This window comes from Nocardia sp. NPDC004711 (assembly GCF_053601595.1).
Map to the genome: position 1 here is coordinate 29244 of NZ_JBSGCB010000006.1, position 16347 is coordinate 45590.

A 16347-nucleotide genomic window follows, 5' to 3' on the forward strand; every position below is an offset into this window, starting at 1 on the left:
GTCATTCGGCGACGTCCACCAGCGGCGCACCGGATTCCAGGTGCGGGCGCAGCACATTGTCGAACATGCTGAGCGCGGCGCCGATGGCCATGTGCATGTCCAGGTACTGGTAGGTGCCCAGGCGGCCACCGAACAGCACCTTGGCCTCGGTGGTCTCGGTCTTGGCGCGCTCCCGGTAGGCCAGCAGCTTGGCCCGGTCGTCGGGGGTGTTGATCGGGTAGTACGGTTCGTCGCCGGTCTGGGCGAAGCGCGAGAACTCGCGCATGATGACCGTCTTGTCGGTCGGGTAGTCGCGCTCGGGGTGGAAGTGGCGCGGCTCGATGATGCGGGTGAACGGCACGTCCGCGTCGTTGTAGTTCATCACCGGGATGCCCTGGAAGTCACCGGTTTCGAGCACCTCGGTCTCGAAATCGATGGTGCGCCAGCCGAGTTCGCCCTCGCTGTAGTCGAAGTAGTGGTCCAGCGGGCCGGTGTAGACGACCGGGGCGTCCGGGTTCTGGGCGCGGACCTCGTCGCGCACGTCGAACCAGTCGGTGTTCAGGCGCACCTCGATGTTCGGGTGCTCGGCCATCTTCGACAGCCACGCGGTGTAGCCGTCCTTGGGCAGACCCTCGTAGGTGTCGTTGAAGTAGCGGTTGTCGAAGGTGTAGCGGACCGGCAGCCGGGTGATGATGCTCGACGGCAGTTCCCTGGGATCGGTCTGCCACTGCTTGGCCGTGTAGTCGCGGATGAACGCCTCGTAGAGCGGGCGGCCGATCAGCGAGATGCCCTTCTCCTCGAGGTTGGTCACGTCCTTGCTGTCGATCTCCGCCGACTGCTCGGCGATGAGCGCCCGCGCCTCGTCCGGGGTGTAGTAGCGGCCGAAGAACTGCGAGATCATGCCCAGCCCCATGGGCAGCGGGTACGCCTGGCCCTTGTGCAGTCCGAAGACCCGGTGCTGGTAGTTGGTGAACTCGGTGAACTCGTTGACGTAGTCCCACACCCGCTTGTTGGAGGTGTGGAAGAGGTGCGCCCCGTACTTGTGGATCTCGATGCCGGTTTCCGGGTCGGCTTCCGAGTAGGCGTTGCCGCCCAGGTGATAGCGACGTTCCACCACCAATACGCGCTTGCCCAGCAGCTTGGCGGTGCGTTCTGCGATGGTCAGCCCGAAGAAGCCGGAGCCGACGACGATGAGATCGAACGGGGATGCGACGGTCACGGGTGCCCAGACTACTGGGTCCAATTGCCCTCCGCTTCGCTCCGGGCGGTTCGCGGCCCTGCAAGCTCGGTCTTCCCTCCTCCGCTTCGCTCCCCCGCTCCGTCGGTCCAGACCGAGCCGGGCCGCGAACCGTCAGTTTTGCCCTTCTTTGGGCTTTTGCCCCTCTATGGGCTGTTGTGCGGTGGGCTCGGCGCAGTGGCGTGCGTCATTCCAGCGAGCGCGAAAGGTCGCAAGGTTTTCGCGCAGCGTTCACGAAAGCGCAGACAGCGGCGTCACGGGAGCTGTATTACATATCGACTCGAAATTGAACGACTGACCAGTTCCGTGCCGTGTGCTTCGCGCGCGTGCCGTTCGCTCGACCCGGAAGACCACGTACATGCGCCTCGCACGCCTCGCCCCACTCGTGGGCGCGCTGACCATCACCGCCCTGCTGGGCACCGCCGCCCTGATCCCCGCCGCTGCCCCCGCCCGCGCCGACGACGGCGACAGCACCCTGGCCGCCGCCGAGATCGCCGACGCCGGCGACGTCTGCGGCAAGCCCGGCGCGGCCACCTTCGACGACGTCATCACCGCGGCGGCCACCGCCATCCGCACGGTGGTCCCGGCCGAGCAGCAGACCGCCTACGACCGGTCCGTCGACGACTTCCGGCAGAGCGTCGCCGCGATCCACGTGCACCGCCACGGATTCCTGCCGCTGAGCCCCGACGAGGTGAACGATCGCACCCAGTTCCTCGACGACCCGATCGTCACCTAGATCGTCAACAACCTCGACGCCCTCAGGACCGGGCAGGTGCACCAGACCATCGCGCTCTCGCAGCTGAAGGTGCGCGACGTGGTCGAGGTCTTCATCCTGGCCACCCGGATCGTGAAGATCCCGGCCCAGTTCGCCGCCAGCCTGGTGCCGACCGTCGGCTTCGTGCTCAAGCCCGTCGTGGGCGCGCTGTTCAACGGCGTGAAGTCGCTGGCGCGGGCGGTGCAGTCGCAGCTGTCGGTGGGCTGCGGAGCCAACGGCGTCTACCAGAAGCTGCGACTCGATCTGCCCGATGAGCACGTGGACGTGCCGCAGCCGCTCATCGACCTGGCCAACCAGCTGGTCAAGGCCGACGGCAGCTGCACCCCGCTGGCCGAGCTGAAGACCTCCGAACTGGTCGAGCGCACCCGCAACTTCCTCACCACCGCCGCCGGGCTGCCCGTCGACCCGGCCGCCGTGAACGCCAATGCCGATGCGCTGCAAGGCTTCCTGCAGAGCAACCGGGTCGCCGACGTGATGATGCTGCGCCGTACCGAGCAGCTCGGACCGATCGTGGACGCGCTGGACTACGGCCCGCTCACCTTCCTGGCCAACCTGGGCTTCGACATCTACGAGGGCCGCGCCCTCAACACCGTGCCCCTGGCGGATGTGAAGGTGGAGAACGTCTTCGCGCTCATCACCTTCGCGCTCGACACCACCAGCCTGCTGCTCACCGTCGGCAACACGATCGCCGGATTCACCGGTGTGGCCTCGACCATCACGACTCCGCTGGGCATCGCCCAGACCATCGCCTTCGCGCCCGCCACCTACGGGGCGCCGATCCTGCGCGGTGTCATGCAGTCCGTGTGCGCGGCCTGATCCACCGACAGCACGAACAGCCGCCCGGCCGAACGACCGTGCGGCTGTTCGCTTTCCGAGTCGGTCGCTGCACACGTCGGCGCGTCGGCTGACCGCCCGCGTCCGGCGTGGGACGTAGACACGCGCATGACGTCGGAGAGGCACGCGAGTACGACCGGCGCGATGCTGCACCGCGATTCGCGGAGCTGCGGCGGCGGGTTTTCCGGCTACAGCCGAGTGTCGGCGTACACCCGCATCGCGTCGCGGACGTACTCGGCGGTTCCCTCGCCGTGCTTGTCGTAGTTCTTCGCGAATCGCGGGTCGGCTACGTACATGTCACCGAGACCGTTGAAGTACTGGGCGCTGACGGGTCCGCCGGTCGGAGTCGTACCGAGCCAGTCGTAGTGGCGCTGCACGATCGCCTGTACCTCGTCGCTGTCGACCGGGATTCCGTCCGAGTGGGCGCGGCCATAGTCGGCGGCGATATCCACGTGGGTCTGAAGGTGGGCCTTCTTTTCGGCCTCGCTCATGGAGTTCCACCAGCGGTTGCCACTCTCCCAGGCGTCCTTGCCCCAGCGTTCGATGACCTCGTCCCGGTACTGGGCGTGGTCGAATCCTTCGAATACCTCGTTCGCCATCAGTTGCTCACCTGCTTCCGTTTTGCGCAATGTGGTTTGCACCGAGGTGATTTGCCGCGCGATCCGGTCCTGCTCGTGTTTCAGCAATTCCAGATGGGTGCGCAGGGCGGCAGCGGTGTCCTTTTGCCCGGCGAGGACTTCGGCGATGGCCGGCAGGCCCAGGCCGAGTTCCCGGAGCAAAAGGATGCGCTGCAACCGTACGAGGGATTCCTGGTCGTAATAGCGATAGCCGTTGGATCCGATCCGGCTGGGCGGCAGCAGCCCGAGGTCACCGTAATGCCGCAGGGTGCGGCTGGTGGTTCGGGCGACTTTGGCCAATTCCTGGATGGACCATTCGGCTGCCACGTTCGGGCCTTTCGTTTCCCCTCGTTCTCCTCGACGAATTCAGGATGCAAGTTGACGTTGCGTCAAGGTCAAGCCTCGACCAGTATGCGCCCGTCCGGGGCGCGGACGACGGGCTACGCGCCGTCGGTGCACTGGCTGTAGCGGATGTGCACGGACTGCTTCGGCGGGGCCGAGCTGCCGAACATGGCCGGCGGCGAGGGCATCCAGTTGGTCAGCCGGGTCATGGCGTCCTGCTCGGCGTCGGCGCGGTTGCTGCCCGAACCGCCGTAGTAGTAGGTGTGGTCGTCGCTCTCGGCGATGGCGCCGCAGCCGTCCCGGAACTGCACCATGATCTTGCAGCCGCGGTGCCCGCACTGGCCCAGCGCGTCGGCGTCGGAGCCGCCCCAGCTCGGGTAGTTCCAGGCCGCGCCGTAGAAGGTGCCGCCGTCGGTGCTCATCGCGAGCGAGCCGTACAGCGAGCCGTCCGGTCCGCGCTCGGCGCTCGCGGTGCCGGCCCCCACCGTCGAAACCAGCACCGCGGCAGCGGAAACGAACATGGTCAGGGCGAGTTTGCCCGAAAAAGCCATTGGAATTCTCCCCATTCGGCAGCGGCGAAAATGGCCGCTCCGGTTGCACTCCCGTGGTGCGATCACCACTGCCGGAGTTCTATCACGGGCCACCGACACGGCCAAGTCGGTTTCGCGCCGGAACCGACTGCCGCGCAAAGCGTTCCGAATAGGCCATCGAATCGGTCGGGCCGGACGTGACTTGCGCCGGGTAGGCGGGCGTGACATGCTCCACGCGCGCGCTACCGGACTCCCGATTTCCGCGCGCGCACGAATTTCGATATTCGGGGGATGAGGAAAACCCAATGTTGTCTGCGGGCCGCGCCCGAGTTCTGTCCTGGGCGGCCGTGGCCGCCACCGCCGTGAGCTCCACGCTCCTGCTCGCCGGGCCCGCGGACGCGGCCGCACCGGTGGTGCTCGGCGGTGGTTCCGGCGTCTATGTCGAGGACCTCACCGACTCCAGCTCGGTCAACGACTGCACCATCACCGCCATCGGCTACGACAACAAGAACCAACTCGTGGGCCTGACCGCCGGCCACTGCGGCGAGGTCGGCGCGCGCGTCGCGGCCGAGTACACCCGCTCCGGGGGCATCGGCGTCGTCGCCGAGAAGAGCGAGGAGATGGACTGGGGCATCATCGTGTTCAACCCGGACCGGGTGAACCCGACCCGTCAGGTCGCGCAGTCGGTCATCAATTCGGTCGGCGCGCCGCCGCAGATCGGCGAGAACGTCTGCAAGAACGGCCGCACCACCGGCTTCACCTGCGGCCCGGTCTGGGAGACCAAGTCCACCTACTTCCGCAGCCAGGTGTGCGCCAACCACGGTGACTCCGGCGCGCCGGTGCTGCGCGGCGACCAGCTGATCGGCATGGTGGTGGCGGGCACCGACTTCGACGCCGGGCCGGTCAGCATCGAGCTGCCGCTGTGCACCGGCGGCGGCAACCTGATCCACGAGCCGGAGCTGGCCACCAACATCAGCACCGTGCTGGCGGATATCGACCGGCACGGCGGAGCGGGCGCGGGCTTCCACGTCGCCTGATCTCCGAGACAGTTCTACGCCGCGGGGCGTGACCGGGTCCTCCGGTCACGCCCCGCGGCGCATTCGACAGGTATTCGGTTGTGCCGTGCGGTTTCTCGGTAGCCGGCGGTGAATCTTTCAGTAGCCGACGGTGAACCGGGTCCGGTGGTGCGCGGGCTGCTCGATCTCGTCGAGCACGGCGATGGCCATGTCCTCCATGGAGATCGAGGAATCGCCCTGGTCGTCGGTGAGCAGGTCGTCCCGGCCGAGGCGGTAGGCGCCGGTGCGCTCGCCGGGTTCGAACAGTGCGGCCGGGCTGACGTAGGCCCAGTTGACCGCGTGCGGGGTCGTCCGGAACACCTCGAGCTGGCGGCTGCCACCCTCGGCGATGGGCACCAGCTCGGCCGGGAAGCCCGGCTGCTCGGTGACGGTCTTGCCGGTCCCCGCGACGGTGAGGCTGCCCGCGCCGCCGATCACCAGCAGCCGAATCCCGCTGTCCGCCAGGCCCTCCAGCAGCGCGGCGGCGACCTCGGCCAGTTCGTGCTCGCGGCCCGGGGCCGGGCGGGTCGCACTGACCACGACATCGCTGCCGGCCGCCGCCTTCTCGACATCGGCGGGATCGGCGGCATTGCCGGTCCACACCTCGACCTCTGCGGGCAGCTCCCGCAGCCGCTCGGCGGTGCGCGCGACCGCCCGCACCCGGTGGCCCCGGCTCAACGCCTCGGCCACGACCCGGCTCCCGGCATCTCCACTCGCTCCGAACACTGTGATCTGCATGGTCTTTCGCTCCTTATCGAGGGTTCGAATCACGCCGCGACGCGGTTCTTGGGAGTGTCGTCATCGGTCTGCGGCGCGGGTTCCGTTGTGCGGGGCGCGGATCCGGTCTGGCCGAGCAGGGTGCCGCCCAGCGCGATGGCCATGCCCAGGATCTGCAGCGGGGCCAGCGCCTGACCGAGCGCGGCCCAGCCGATGACAGCCGCCGACAGCGGGCTGAGCAGGCCGAGGAAGGCCACCGAGGTGGCATTGGCCTTGGCGATGCCGCGGAACCACAGCGCGTACGCGGCGGCGGTGCCGATCAGGCCGAGGTAGAGGTAGCCGCCGATGGCCCGGCCGTCCAGCGCGGGCGGCGCGCCCTCAGCGATGGCGGCGACCGGTAGCAGCAGGAGTCCGCCGGCGGTGAGCTGCCAGCCCGTCATGGCCAGCGGGCCGATGCCCTCGGGCCGTCCCCAGCGCTTGGTCAGCACTGTGCCCCCCGCCATGGCGATGGCGGCCACCAGCCCGGCGATGATGCCGAGCGTGTCGAGAGTGGCTGTGGCCCTGAGTACTACGAGTGCCACGCCGGCCAGCCCGATCAGCGCCGCCGCCACCTTGCGCACGGTGAGCCGCTCATTGAGGCCGAGGGCGGCGAAACCGACCGCGAACAGCGGCGCGGCCGCGGCGAGCACCGCCGCCACCCCGCCCGGCAGCCGATAGGCGGCCACGAACAACAGCGCGGTGAATACTCCGATGTTCAGCCCGCCCAGCACCAGCGCGCGTGGAATCCATTGCCCGTGCGGCAGTTTCCGCGTGATGGCGAGCAACAGCAGCCCCGCGGGCAGCACCCGCATGAGCGCGGTGAACATGGGCCGCTCGGGCGGCAGGAACGTCGTGGTGACGGCGTAGGTCGACCCCCAGACCAGTGGCGCGAGCCCGGTCAGGGCGAGCGTCCCGGCGAGTCCGGCGGCTCCGGCGCGTGCGGTGGTCATCGATAGCTCCTCATTGATAATCTCAACGTTGAGATAACATCATCTAGATACCTCACCGTCAAGTATCTCAATGTTGAGATTTATTCCGCCCCGAGAGGAGACCGCCGGTGCCCGACGCCGTCGACCAGATCACCGCCGCCTGGCGTCAGCAGCGCCCCGACGTCGACACCTCCCCCATGGAGATCTTCGGGCGCCTCGCCCGCCTGGGCCGCATCGTCGACCGCGAGCTCTCCGACTTCTTCCGCACCCACGGCCTGGAACGCTGGGAATTCGACGTCCTCGCCACCCTCCGCCGCTCCGGCAACGAATCCGGCCTCAGCGCAGGCGCCCTCAACAAGGCCGCCATGATCACCTCCGGCGCGATCACCAACCGCATCGACCGCCTCACCGCCAAAGGCTGGGTCGAACGCGTCCCCGACCCCAAGGACCGCCGAGCCATCCAAGTCCACCTGACCGACTCCGGCCGAGCCCTGATCGACCGAATCCTCCCTTTACACATGGAAAACGAACAACGCCTCCTAGCCGACCTCTCCCCGGCCGACCGCGAAACCCTCATCCCCCTACTCCGCAAGTTCGCCGAATCCCTCGGCGACCTGTCATTGGACTGAACTACTGGACGAAACCGCTAGTGCGCCAAGGCAGGAGGGATCGGTTGCGCCGGAGCGTTGGCCGGGACTGGGTCCGACGAGGATGGCGGGTTGGGGGTGGAGGCGGGCCGGGGGGCCGGAGTCGCGGTCCGGATCACCAGATTGGCCGGGCCCGAGCTCGCTGGGGCCGGGGCGGTGCGGGGGTTGGAGGGCGTGGAGTTGGGGTCGGCGCTGCCGGGGGACGGCAGGGGGATGGTGATCCGTGAGCGGTCGTCGGGGGTGGGGCGCTGCGGGATCGCCGGGGGGACATTGCCCGGGGTGACGGGGGTTCGGGCGCCGGGGACGGTGTTGGCCGGGTCGGGGTAGGTCGGGACCGTTGCGTCCGGGGTCGCAGCACCCGGGGTGACGGGGTTCGTGGTGGTGGCGTCCAGGGTTGCGGGGGCGGCGGGGTCGGATTCTGTTGGGGTGGGCTGGGTTTGGGGGTCGGGGAAGGGGAGGTTGGGGTCGGCGGGGGTTGCGGCGGCGGGGAAGTCGGTGAGGGCGGGGCCGACCTCCATGGCGGAGGCGGGGGTGGGGAGGCCGCCGTCGGGGGCGGCGGAGTATTCGGCGCGCAGGATGCGGTTGTCGCGCACCAGGACTCGGCCGGAGGTGACCTCGACGGCGCTGGTGGTGCGGGAGTCTTCCTTGTCGGTGCCGAGGTACATCTGGCAGTCGGTGGTGTCGCAGGTCTGGGCGTAGGAGTAGCGGTCTTCGGCGAGGGCGTAGGAGCGGGCGGCGATGGCCTGGGCGCGCAGGGCCTCGGCGCCGCCCTGGTCGGCCCAGCCGGGGACCATTTCGGCGGGGACGACGCCCTTGAGGTAGTCGTCGAGGTCGACCTCGTTGACGGTGCGGGGGGAGCCGTTGTCGAGGGCGACGCCGAGGACGCCGCGGTAGGCGTTGCCGCCGCAGATCTCGAGTTGCTCGTTGGCGGGGCGGTCGGTGCCGTCGGTGACGGGGTAGGCCCACGGGTCGTCGGTGCTGCCCGCCCAGAGGGTGTTTCCGTCGCAGCCCTGGGTGATGGTGACGTCGGCGCCGGTGGCGGTGGGCGTCAGATGCGCGGCCTGGCCGGGGATGACGCGGCGGCCGGCGACGTAGAAGACGGAGTCGGAGGCGAGGTCGAGGCTCTTGTCGTCCTGCTCCATGAGGCGGACACGGACCGTGGCCCGGCCGACGTCGGCGAGATCGGCTCCGGCGTAATAGGTGGCCAGGATGCGGTCCGCGTTCCAGCCCGCGACGGCCTTGTCGAAGGCGCCGTTCTGGCTCAGGCCGCGCCCGTGACCGGCGCCGGCGGTGAAGAGGAAGGCATTGTCGGGCCAGGCCCAGACCAGTACTGCGGTGCCGCCGGTGGTGGCCGCGACGGCGAGGGAGAGGGTGAGCAGACCGCGCCGTCTACGGCGCTTGGCTAGGTACCCGTTCGGCATGTCATACCCGTTCTGTCGAGAGGCGAAGCTACATTCGAGTTACCCCGAAACTAAGCCTCAACCATACGTTCAGGGAATGTGACAGTAGGGACTAGTGTGATCGTTGATGCGCCAAGTAGCAAGCTTGTGCTCCGGGCGCGGTTAGACGGATTTACCTGAATGGGAGATGCTTGTGCCTTATCACAGACCGAAACCCGCGTATGCGCTCCCGGTCATCACCGTCCTCGCGCTGTCCGCTCCCGTCGGCATTCTGGCGCTGAGCGATTCCCGAGATGTCCGGAACGCCGATGAAAGCAATTGGGCAGCAATACCTGCACAAATGGCGGAAGTCGCCCTGGACTCGGCGCCCGACATCGTGCTGCCGCTGCGCGAGCTCACCGGGCTGGACCTGCCCGACCTGCGGCTGTCCGATCTGCGAATGCTGCCGCTGCCCAAATCGATTCCGATCCCGCCGAATCTCATTCCGGGCGTCCAACTACCCAGCGAGATTCCACTACCGCGGCTGAGCGAATCGCCGCAGCAGCCCGTCGGGCCCGCGTCCGACAACGGGCCGCACGTCACCCGCCCCACCCTCCCGGGCTCGCTCCCCAACGCCACCATCGTCACGCCCGGTTCCGCCCGGCCGACCGGCCCGGCCGCGGGCGCGCCCGGCTTCATCGCCGAACCCGGGCCCGAGGTCCCCGAGCCGCCGATCCCGACCGCCGACAATCCGGCCGCCCCCGGCCCGCATCCCGTGCCCGGCCTCACCGGTGACCTGCGCACCCCCGCCCTGAACGCGGGTGCGGTGCCCACCGATCTGGTCGACAAGGTCGGCGCACAGGTCAAGGAGCTGACCCGGGACACCCCGTTCAGCATGGTCGCGCTCACCGCGGCGGACCTGGCCGGCACCACCACCAAGCTCCGCGCCCAGCGTCCCGACGGCACCTGGGGGCCCTGGTACGACGCCGAAACCGAGAACGGCAGGGACCATCCCGCGCCGGGCAAGCGCACCGGCACCGAGCCGATCTACGTCGGCAATACCAAGACCGTGCAGATGCTGGTGACCCGCAACCCGGCCGCCGCGCCCGCCGAACCCAAACCGCTGGACGACGGTTCGGCCGATCCGGCGCAGATCAATCTGGAGAAGCTGGCCGCGGTGCTGATCGATCCGGGCCGCGGCAGCATCGACGAGAACCTGCAGACGGTGGCGGCGCCGCTGCCCGGCGGCGGGCCCAAGGTGATCACCCGCGCGCAGTGGGGCGCGGACGAATCGCTGCGCTGCGAGGAACCCACCTACGACGACGGCGTCTCCGCGATCACCGTGCACCACACCGCGGGTCGCAACGACTACACCAAGGCCGAGTCCGCGGGCATCGTGCGCGCCATCTACTCGTATCACGCGAAGACGCTGGGCTGGTGCGACATCGGCTACAACGCCCTGGTCGACAAGTACGGGCAGATCTTCGAGGGCCGCTACGGCGGCCTGGACAAACCGGTCGAGGGCGCACACGCGGGCGGCTTCAATATCAATACCGCGGGGGTCGCGCTGATGGGCGATTACGAGGACGAGACTCCGACGGACGTGTCCATCCAGGCGATCGGCAAGTACATCGGCTGGCGGGCCAAGGTGGCGGGCATCGATCCCGAGGGTCAGACCACCATGTACTCCGAGGGCAGTGACTACACGAAATACGCTCTGGGACAGGCGGTCAAGCTGCCGAACATCTTCGCGCACCGCGATGTCGGCAACACCACCTGCCCGGGTGACGCCGCCTACGCGCTGATGGACAAGATCCGGCAGATCGCCGAGGACGTGGCGGCCGGCACGAACGCGCCCGAGGATCCGAGTCCGACGCGGGTCCGTCCCGGCCAGAACGCGGGCAATCCGCAACCCGCCCCCGCTCCCGACGCCGACGGCCAGGCGGATCTGGCCGCCCTGGCCGATCTCACCCAGAAGATCCTGAACATGCTCGACCGCAGCCCGGTGGCCCGTTACTGGAACGATCAGGGCGGCGCGAACGGCCCACTGGGACAACCGAAAGCGGAACCGATCGCCTTGGCCGACGGCGGCCAGTACGGCCAATTCACCAATGGCTACGTGTATTCCTCGCCGACCGGTCAGATCTTCACGGTGGTCGGCAAGATTCTGGAGCGCTTCCTGCAATTGGGCGCGGGCACAGGCCTTCTCGGCCTGCCCACGAGCAATGAATATCCGGTCCAGGACGGCTTCCGCACCGACTTCCAGAACGGCGCCCTGATCTTCAACAAGATCACCGGAATCGTCACCACCATCCTGAAGAACTACGGCGCGGTCCAGGACCCCATCCCCGGCAAGTCCATCCCCGCCCAGGCCGCCCCCATCCCCGCGGCCGCGCCGAACTAGACGGTCAGGACCACCAGCGTTCGAGGGTGCGGGCGACCCCGTCCTCGATATTGGAGGGGGCCACCTCGTCGGCGGCGGCGATGGCCTCGGGGTGGGCATTGGCCATGGCGACGCCGTGACCGGCCATGAGGAGCATGGGGACGTCGTTGGGCATGTCGCCGAAGGCGATGAGGGAGCTGTGCTGGACGCCCAGGCGCTGTGCGATGGTCGCGAGGCCGGTGGCCTTCGTCACGCCGGGGGCGGACAGTTCGATCAGGCCGTTGTCCGTCGAGTAGGTGAGGTCGGCGCGGCCGGCCAGGTGCGGGTCCAGTACGGCGCGCATGTCCGCACTGGACGCACCGGGTAGGCGGATCAGCATCTTGATCGCGGGCGCGGAGATGACTTCTTCGCGGGAGACCTGGGTGTCGTCCGGATTCAGCCAGGCGTGCTCGTATTCGGGCGAACTGACGAACTGCGGTGTGGCCGCGTCGTGCGCGCTGGAACCGACCCGTTCCGCGGCCAACCCGCAGCCCGGCAGCAGGCGCTCGGCCAGATCGGCGGCCCAGGTGAGGGTTTCGATATCCAGGGTGCGGGTGTCCAGCACCCGATCCGCGGCGCTGTCGTAGATGACCGCACCGTTGCCGCACACGCACAGCGGCGAGAAGCCGAGCCCATCGACGACCGGATCGATCCAGCGCGGCGGCCTTCCGGTGGCGAGCACGAACGGCACCCCGTCCGTGAGGAGGGCGTTGATCGCCGCCTTGGTGCGGGCGCTCACCTGCTCACGGTGGTCGATGAGCGTGCCGTCCACATCGGAGGCGACCATCTTGGGTTTGGGCAGGTGAAAGAGCGTCACCTACTCCATCCTGCCTCGAGCCACGACCGGTGCGCCCGTGGATTCCGGACCTCGCCGTACAAAAGAGACCTTTCGGACATCGCTCCGCACCACACCACCCCGCCAACCCCCACAGCCACCAGGACGCGCGCAATAACACACGGATTGCCGTGCCGTCCGCGGTCCGTACCCCGCGTTTACGGTTCTCACTCCCTATGATCTGGGTCAGAACTCGACCCCGAAAGGGAATGATGGCCGGTTTTCTGCTGCGACGTGCGCTGAACTATGTCGTGCTGCTGGTGCTGGCGTCGTTCCTCGCTTTCGGTCTCGCGTCCCTCACCTTTCGCCCGCTCGACAGCCTCGAGCATCGCAACCCGCGCCCACCACAGTCGGTGATCGACGCCAAACGCGATGAGCTGAAACTGGATCTGCCGATCCCACAGCGCTACGCCGAGTGGGTCGGCGGCATCGTCACGCATGGCGACTTCGGCAAGACGCTGGCGGGACAGCCCGTGAACCAGGAGCTGCCACGGCGCATCGGGGTCAGTCTGCGACTTGTCCTGGTCGGCTCGATCATCGGCACGATTCTCGGTGTGCTGATCGGTGCGGCCGGGGCGATCCGGCAGTACAAGTTCAGCGACTACCTCACTACGGTGCTCTCACTCCTGATCATCAGCACGCCGGTGTTCTTGCTCGCGACATTGTTGAAATACGGCGCGTACGAGATCAATACGGTCAGCGGGCAGCAGATCTTCTACTACACCGGCGAGACCTCGGCGAACGCGGTCCACGGAGCATGGGATCAGTTCGTCGACCGTTTGCAGCACATGATCGTTCCCACGGGGGCCCTGATTCTCAGCGCGGCCGCCGGGTACAGCCGCTATCAGCGCGCTGCCATGCTCGACGTACTCCAGAACGACTTCATCCGGACCGCGCGGGCGAAGGGCCTCACCCGCTCCCGGGCGCTGTACAAGCACGGCCTGCGCACCGCGCTCATCCCCATGGCGACGCTGTTCGCGTACAGCTTCGGCGCGCTGATCACCGGTACTGCCTTCGTGGAGAAGATCTTCGGGTGGCACGGCGTCGGAGAGTGGCTGGTGGACTCGATCACCGCCCAGGACCTGTATCCCGTGGTGACCATCACCGGGTTCGTCGCGCTGGTGATCCTGTTGTCCGGGTTGCTGTCCGACATCGTCACAGCGATTCTCGACCCCAGGGTGCGTGCGTCATGACCGAAACCGAACTCATCGCCCAGGGCGCTCCCGAGCCGATGGCCGCAGGCCGGCGCAAGCTGGTGGTGCGCCGCTTCCTGCGCAACAAGCCCGCGGTCATCGCACTGGCGATTCTGGTCCTGATGCTGATCCTCGCCTTCGCGCTGCCGCCTTTCCTGAAATACGACTACCAGCAACTCGATTACACAGCGCTGCTCAAGCCACCCAGCTCACGGCATCCCTTCGGCACCAACCAAATCGGCCAGGACGTCCTCGCCCAGACGCTGCGCGGCCTACAGAAGTCATTGATCATCGGCTTCGCCGTGGCCCTCATGTCCGCCCTGATCGCGGCCTTCACGGGATCGGTGGCCGGCTTGCTGGGCGGCTGGACCGATCTGGCGATCATGTGGCTGGTGGACCTGCTGCTGGTCATCCCCAGTTTCATCATCGTCGCCCTCTTCGCACCGCGCGCGAAGGGCAGCGGCAGCATCGTGCTGCTCATCCTGCTCCTCGGCGGCTTCGGCTGGATGATCAGCGCGCGCATCGTGCGCGGACTCACCTTGAGCCTGCGTGAGCGTGAATTCGTCAGGGCCGCACGCTATATGGGCGCATCCACCTGGACGGTCATCACCACCCACATCATCCCGAACGTCGCATCCTTCCTGATCATCGACACCACTCTCGCGGTGGGTGCGGCGATCATGGGCGAAACCGGCCTGAGCTACCTGGGATTCGGTGTGCAGCCGCCCGACGTGTCGCTGGGCACGTTGATCGCCTCGGGCACCAAGTCGGCTCTCACGTACCCATGGTTGTTCCTCTTCGCCGGCGGATTCCTGATCCTGACCGTGCTGTGCACGTTCCTGGCCGGCGACGGTCTGCGCGATGCCTTCGACCCGAGCGCGAGACGTGCGCGATCGCGCCGTAGGGACCGGGTGGCCACACAGAAATCCGCCGGAAAGGCCGCGGCATGACCGACAAGATGAACCGGACCACCACCGCGCCACTGCTCGAGGTCTCCGATCTGCGGGTGAGCTTCCCGAGTGAAGAGGGCCGCATCGACGCCGTGCGCGGAGTGAATTACACCGTGCAGGACGGCGAGGTCCTGGCCATCGTGGGCGAATCCGGTTCCGGTAAATCAGTGTCGTCACTGGCGATCATGGGGCTGCTGCCGGATCAGGCCCGGGTGCAGGGATCCATCCGGCTGCGTGGGCAGGAACTGCTCGGCATGGGTGACCGGCAGCTTTCCACGCTGCGCGGCAACAAGATCTCCATGGTCTTCCAGGACCCGCTCTCTGCATTGACGCCGGTGTACCGGGTCGGCGACCAGATCGCCGAGGCGCTGCTGGCACACGGCAAGATGAGCAAGCGCGAGGCCGCCCAACGGGCGGTGGAACTGCTCGATCTGGTCGGTATCCCCGATGCGGCGTTGCGCGCCAAGGCCTTCCCGCACGAGTTCTCCGGCGGCATGCGGCAGCGGGTGGTCATCGCCATCGCCATTGCCAACGACCCCGAGCTCATCATCTGCGACGAGCCGACCACGGCGCTGGACGTCACTGTGCAGAAGCAGATCCTGAATCTGCTCCGCAAGGCACGCGACATCACCGGCGCGGGCGTCGTCTTCATCACCCACGACATGGGCATCGCGGCCACGCTGGCCGATCGGGTCGCGGTCATGTACGCCGGTCGGATCATCGAAACCGCCCGCACCGAAGATCTTTTCAACGCGCCACGGATGCCGTACACGGTGGGTCTACTGGGTTCCATCCCGCGGCTGGACGGTCCAGCACGCGTACCGTTGGTACCGATCTTCGGCGCGCCGCCGGCCATGCACGCGCTACCGCCCGGCTGCCCGTTCGCACCGCGATGCCCGGTCGCGGTGGAGGACTGCCAGGCGGCGGAACCTCCCCTGCAGGACACCGAGCCCGGACATCGCGCCGCCTGCATCCGCGTCGCCGAAGTCGGAACCGCGGACCTCTTCACGGCCTACCGACGCGAGGTGCCGCCAACCGAAGCTCCGATACCCACCGATGAGCAAGTGGTACTCCGGGTTTCGGACCTGAGGAAGACCTTCCCGATCACCTCCGGCGTGGTCTTCAAACGCCGGACCGGCGAGGTGAAGGCGGTCGACGGCGTCAGCTTCGAGATCAAGTCGGGTCGCACGCTGGCCCTGGTCGGAGAGTCCGGCTCCGGGAAATCGACGACACTGACCCAGATCATGGACCTCATCGCGCCGGAGAGCGGCCGGATCGAGGTGCTGGGCAGCGATGTCGCCACCCTCACCAAGGCCCAGCGGCGCGAGATTCGGCGCAAGCTGCAGATCGTGTTCCAGGACCCGTCGGCCTCGCTGGATCCCCGGCTTCCGATCTCCGACACGCTCGCCGAGCCGTTGCGCATCGACGGCCGCCCGCGAGAGGAAATCCAGCGGCGGGTAAAGGAATTGCTGAACATCGTAGGCCTGCGCCCCGAGCACGCCGACCGTTATCCCGCCGACTTCTCCGGCGGGCAGAAGCAGCGCATCAATATCGCGCGGGCGCTCGCCCTGGATCCGGAGATCCTGGTGCTCGACGAGCCGGTGTCCTCGCTCGATGTCTCGATCCAGGCCGGAGTGCTGAACCTGTTGCGCGACCTGCAGGCCGAGCGCGGACTGTCGTATCTGTTCGTATCACACGATCTGTCGGTGGTGCGCAATCTGGCGCACGATATCGCGGTCATGTATAGCGGTCGGATCGTCGAATACGGGGCGGCCGAGCAGGTTTTCGGCGATCCTCGGCACGAGTACACCCGCGCCCTCATCGACGCTGTCCCGGTCCCGGTCGTTTCGGGATAGGGGCGCACAGT

Annotated in this window: 15 protein-coding genes; 8 read left to right on the forward strand and 7 right to left on the reverse strand. The window is 67.8% G+C overall.

The features are described 5' to 3' along the window. Position 1: 1 nt before the first annotated feature. Complete coding sequence (glf, locus tag ACWEKS_RS07195) at positions 2–1198, reverse strand: UDP-galactopyranose mutase (protein WP_452339265.1); 1197 nt, start codon at positions 1196–1198, stop codon at positions 2–4. 376 nt (positions 1199–1574) lie between these two features. Here glf and ACWEKS_RS07200 point away from each other — a divergent pair, with 376 nt between their 5' ends. Together ACWEKS_RS07200 and ACWEKS_RS07205 are read left to right on the forward strand one after the other, a co-directional pair. Beyond that, positions 1575–1952, forward strand: coding sequence for a hypothetical protein (locus ACWEKS_RS07200; RefSeq protein ID WP_452339266.1), 378 nt, complete (start codon positions 1575–1577; stop codon positions 1950–1952). A 36-nt stretch (positions 1953–1988) separates the two neighbouring features. Next, positions 1989–2807 (forward strand): hypothetical protein, encoded by an 819-nt coding sequence (locus ACWEKS_RS07205; protein ID WP_452339267.1) that lies wholly within the window; start codon positions 1989–1991, stop codon positions 2805–2807. Between the two features lie 206 nt (positions 2808–3013). Here the strand turns inward: ACWEKS_RS07205 and ACWEKS_RS07210 are convergent, their stop codons facing one another. Continuing rightward, complete coding sequence (locus ACWEKS_RS07210; RefSeq protein ID WP_452339268.1) at positions 3014–3769, reverse strand: MerR family transcriptional regulator; 756 nt, start codon at positions 3767–3769, stop codon at positions 3014–3016. 113 nt (positions 3770–3882) lie between these two features. Continuing rightward, positions 3883–4335: a DUF4189 domain-containing protein gene (locus tag ACWEKS_RS07215; protein WP_452339269.1), complete on the reverse strand. Its 453-nt coding sequence runs from the start codon at positions 4333–4335 to the stop codon at positions 3883–3885. A 284-nt stretch (positions 4336–4619) separates the two neighbouring features. Here ACWEKS_RS07215 and ACWEKS_RS07220 point away from each other — a divergent pair, with 284 nt between their 5' ends. Then, positions 4620–5351 (forward strand): S1 family peptidase, encoded by a 732-nt coding sequence (locus ACWEKS_RS07220; protein ID WP_452339270.1) that lies wholly within the window; start codon positions 4620–4622, stop codon positions 5349–5351. Between the two features lie 117 nt (positions 5352–5468). Here ACWEKS_RS07220 and ACWEKS_RS07225 read toward each other — a convergent pair whose 3' ends face one another. Both ACWEKS_RS07225 and ACWEKS_RS07230 read right to left on the reverse strand, forming a co-directional pair. Beyond that, positions 5469–6107, reverse strand: a complete 639-nt coding sequence (locus ACWEKS_RS07225; RefSeq protein ID WP_452339271.1) for an NAD(P)-dependent oxidoreductase — start codon at positions 6105–6107, stop codon at positions 5469–5471. 29 nt (positions 6108–6136) lie between these two features. After that, positions 6137–7075, reverse strand: coding sequence for an EamA family transporter (locus tag ACWEKS_RS07230; protein ID WP_452339272.1), 939 nt, complete (start codon positions 7073–7075; stop codon positions 6137–6139). A gap of 107 nt (positions 7076–7182) precedes the next feature. On the opposite strand from ACWEKS_RS07230, the gene ACWEKS_RS07235 reads away from it, so the two are divergent. Then, a complete protein-coding gene (locus ACWEKS_RS07235) occupies positions 7183–7683 on the forward strand; it encodes a MarR family winged helix-turn-helix transcriptional regulator (protein ID WP_452339273.1) in 501 nt (166 codons plus the stop codon). Positions 7684–7700: 17 nt separating this feature from the next. On the opposite strand, the gene ACWEKS_RS07240 is transcribed toward ACWEKS_RS07235, so the two are convergent. After that, positions 7701–9122, reverse strand: coding sequence for a SpoIID/LytB domain-containing protein (locus ACWEKS_RS07240; RefSeq protein ID WP_452339274.1), 1422 nt, complete (start codon positions 9120–9122; stop codon positions 7701–7703). A 319-nt stretch (positions 9123–9441) separates the two neighbouring features. Here ACWEKS_RS07240 and ACWEKS_RS07245 point away from each other — a divergent pair, with 319 nt between their 5' ends. Beyond that, a complete protein-coding gene (locus ACWEKS_RS07245; protein WP_452339275.1) occupies positions 9442–11484 on the forward strand; it encodes an N-acetylmuramoyl-L-alanine amidase in 2043 nt (680 codons plus the stop codon). Between the two features lie 4 nt (positions 11485–11488). Here the strand turns inward: ACWEKS_RS07245 and ACWEKS_RS07250 are convergent, their stop codons facing one another. Then, entirely contained in the window at positions 11489–12289 is an 801-nt protein-coding gene (locus ACWEKS_RS07250; protein ID WP_452339423.1) for an HAD family hydrolase, read from the reverse strand. A gap of 260 nt (positions 12290–12549) precedes the next feature. On the opposite strand from ACWEKS_RS07250, the gene ACWEKS_RS07255 reads away from it, so the two are divergent. Genes ACWEKS_RS07255 through ACWEKS_RS07265 form a run of 3 tightly spaced genes read left to right on the forward strand, consistent with a single transcriptional unit; the run spans position 12550 to position 16336 of the window. After that, positions 12550–13530, forward strand: coding sequence for an ABC transporter permease (locus ACWEKS_RS07255; protein ID WP_452339424.1), 981 nt, complete (start codon positions 12550–12552; stop codon positions 13528–13530). After that, positions 13527–14480: an ABC transporter permease gene (locus tag ACWEKS_RS07260; protein WP_452339276.1), complete on the forward strand. Its 954-nt coding sequence runs from the start codon at positions 13527–13529 to the stop codon at positions 14478–14480. Before ACWEKS_RS07255 ends, ACWEKS_RS07260 begins: the two co-directional genes overlap by 4 nt. After that, positions 14477–16336, forward strand: a complete 1860-nt coding sequence (locus ACWEKS_RS07265; protein WP_452339277.1) for an ABC transporter ATP-binding protein — start codon at positions 14477–14479, stop codon at positions 16334–16336. The genes ACWEKS_RS07260 and ACWEKS_RS07265 overlap by 4 nt, the downstream gene beginning before the upstream one ends. The last annotated feature ends 11 nt before the right edge of the window (positions 16337–16347 follow it).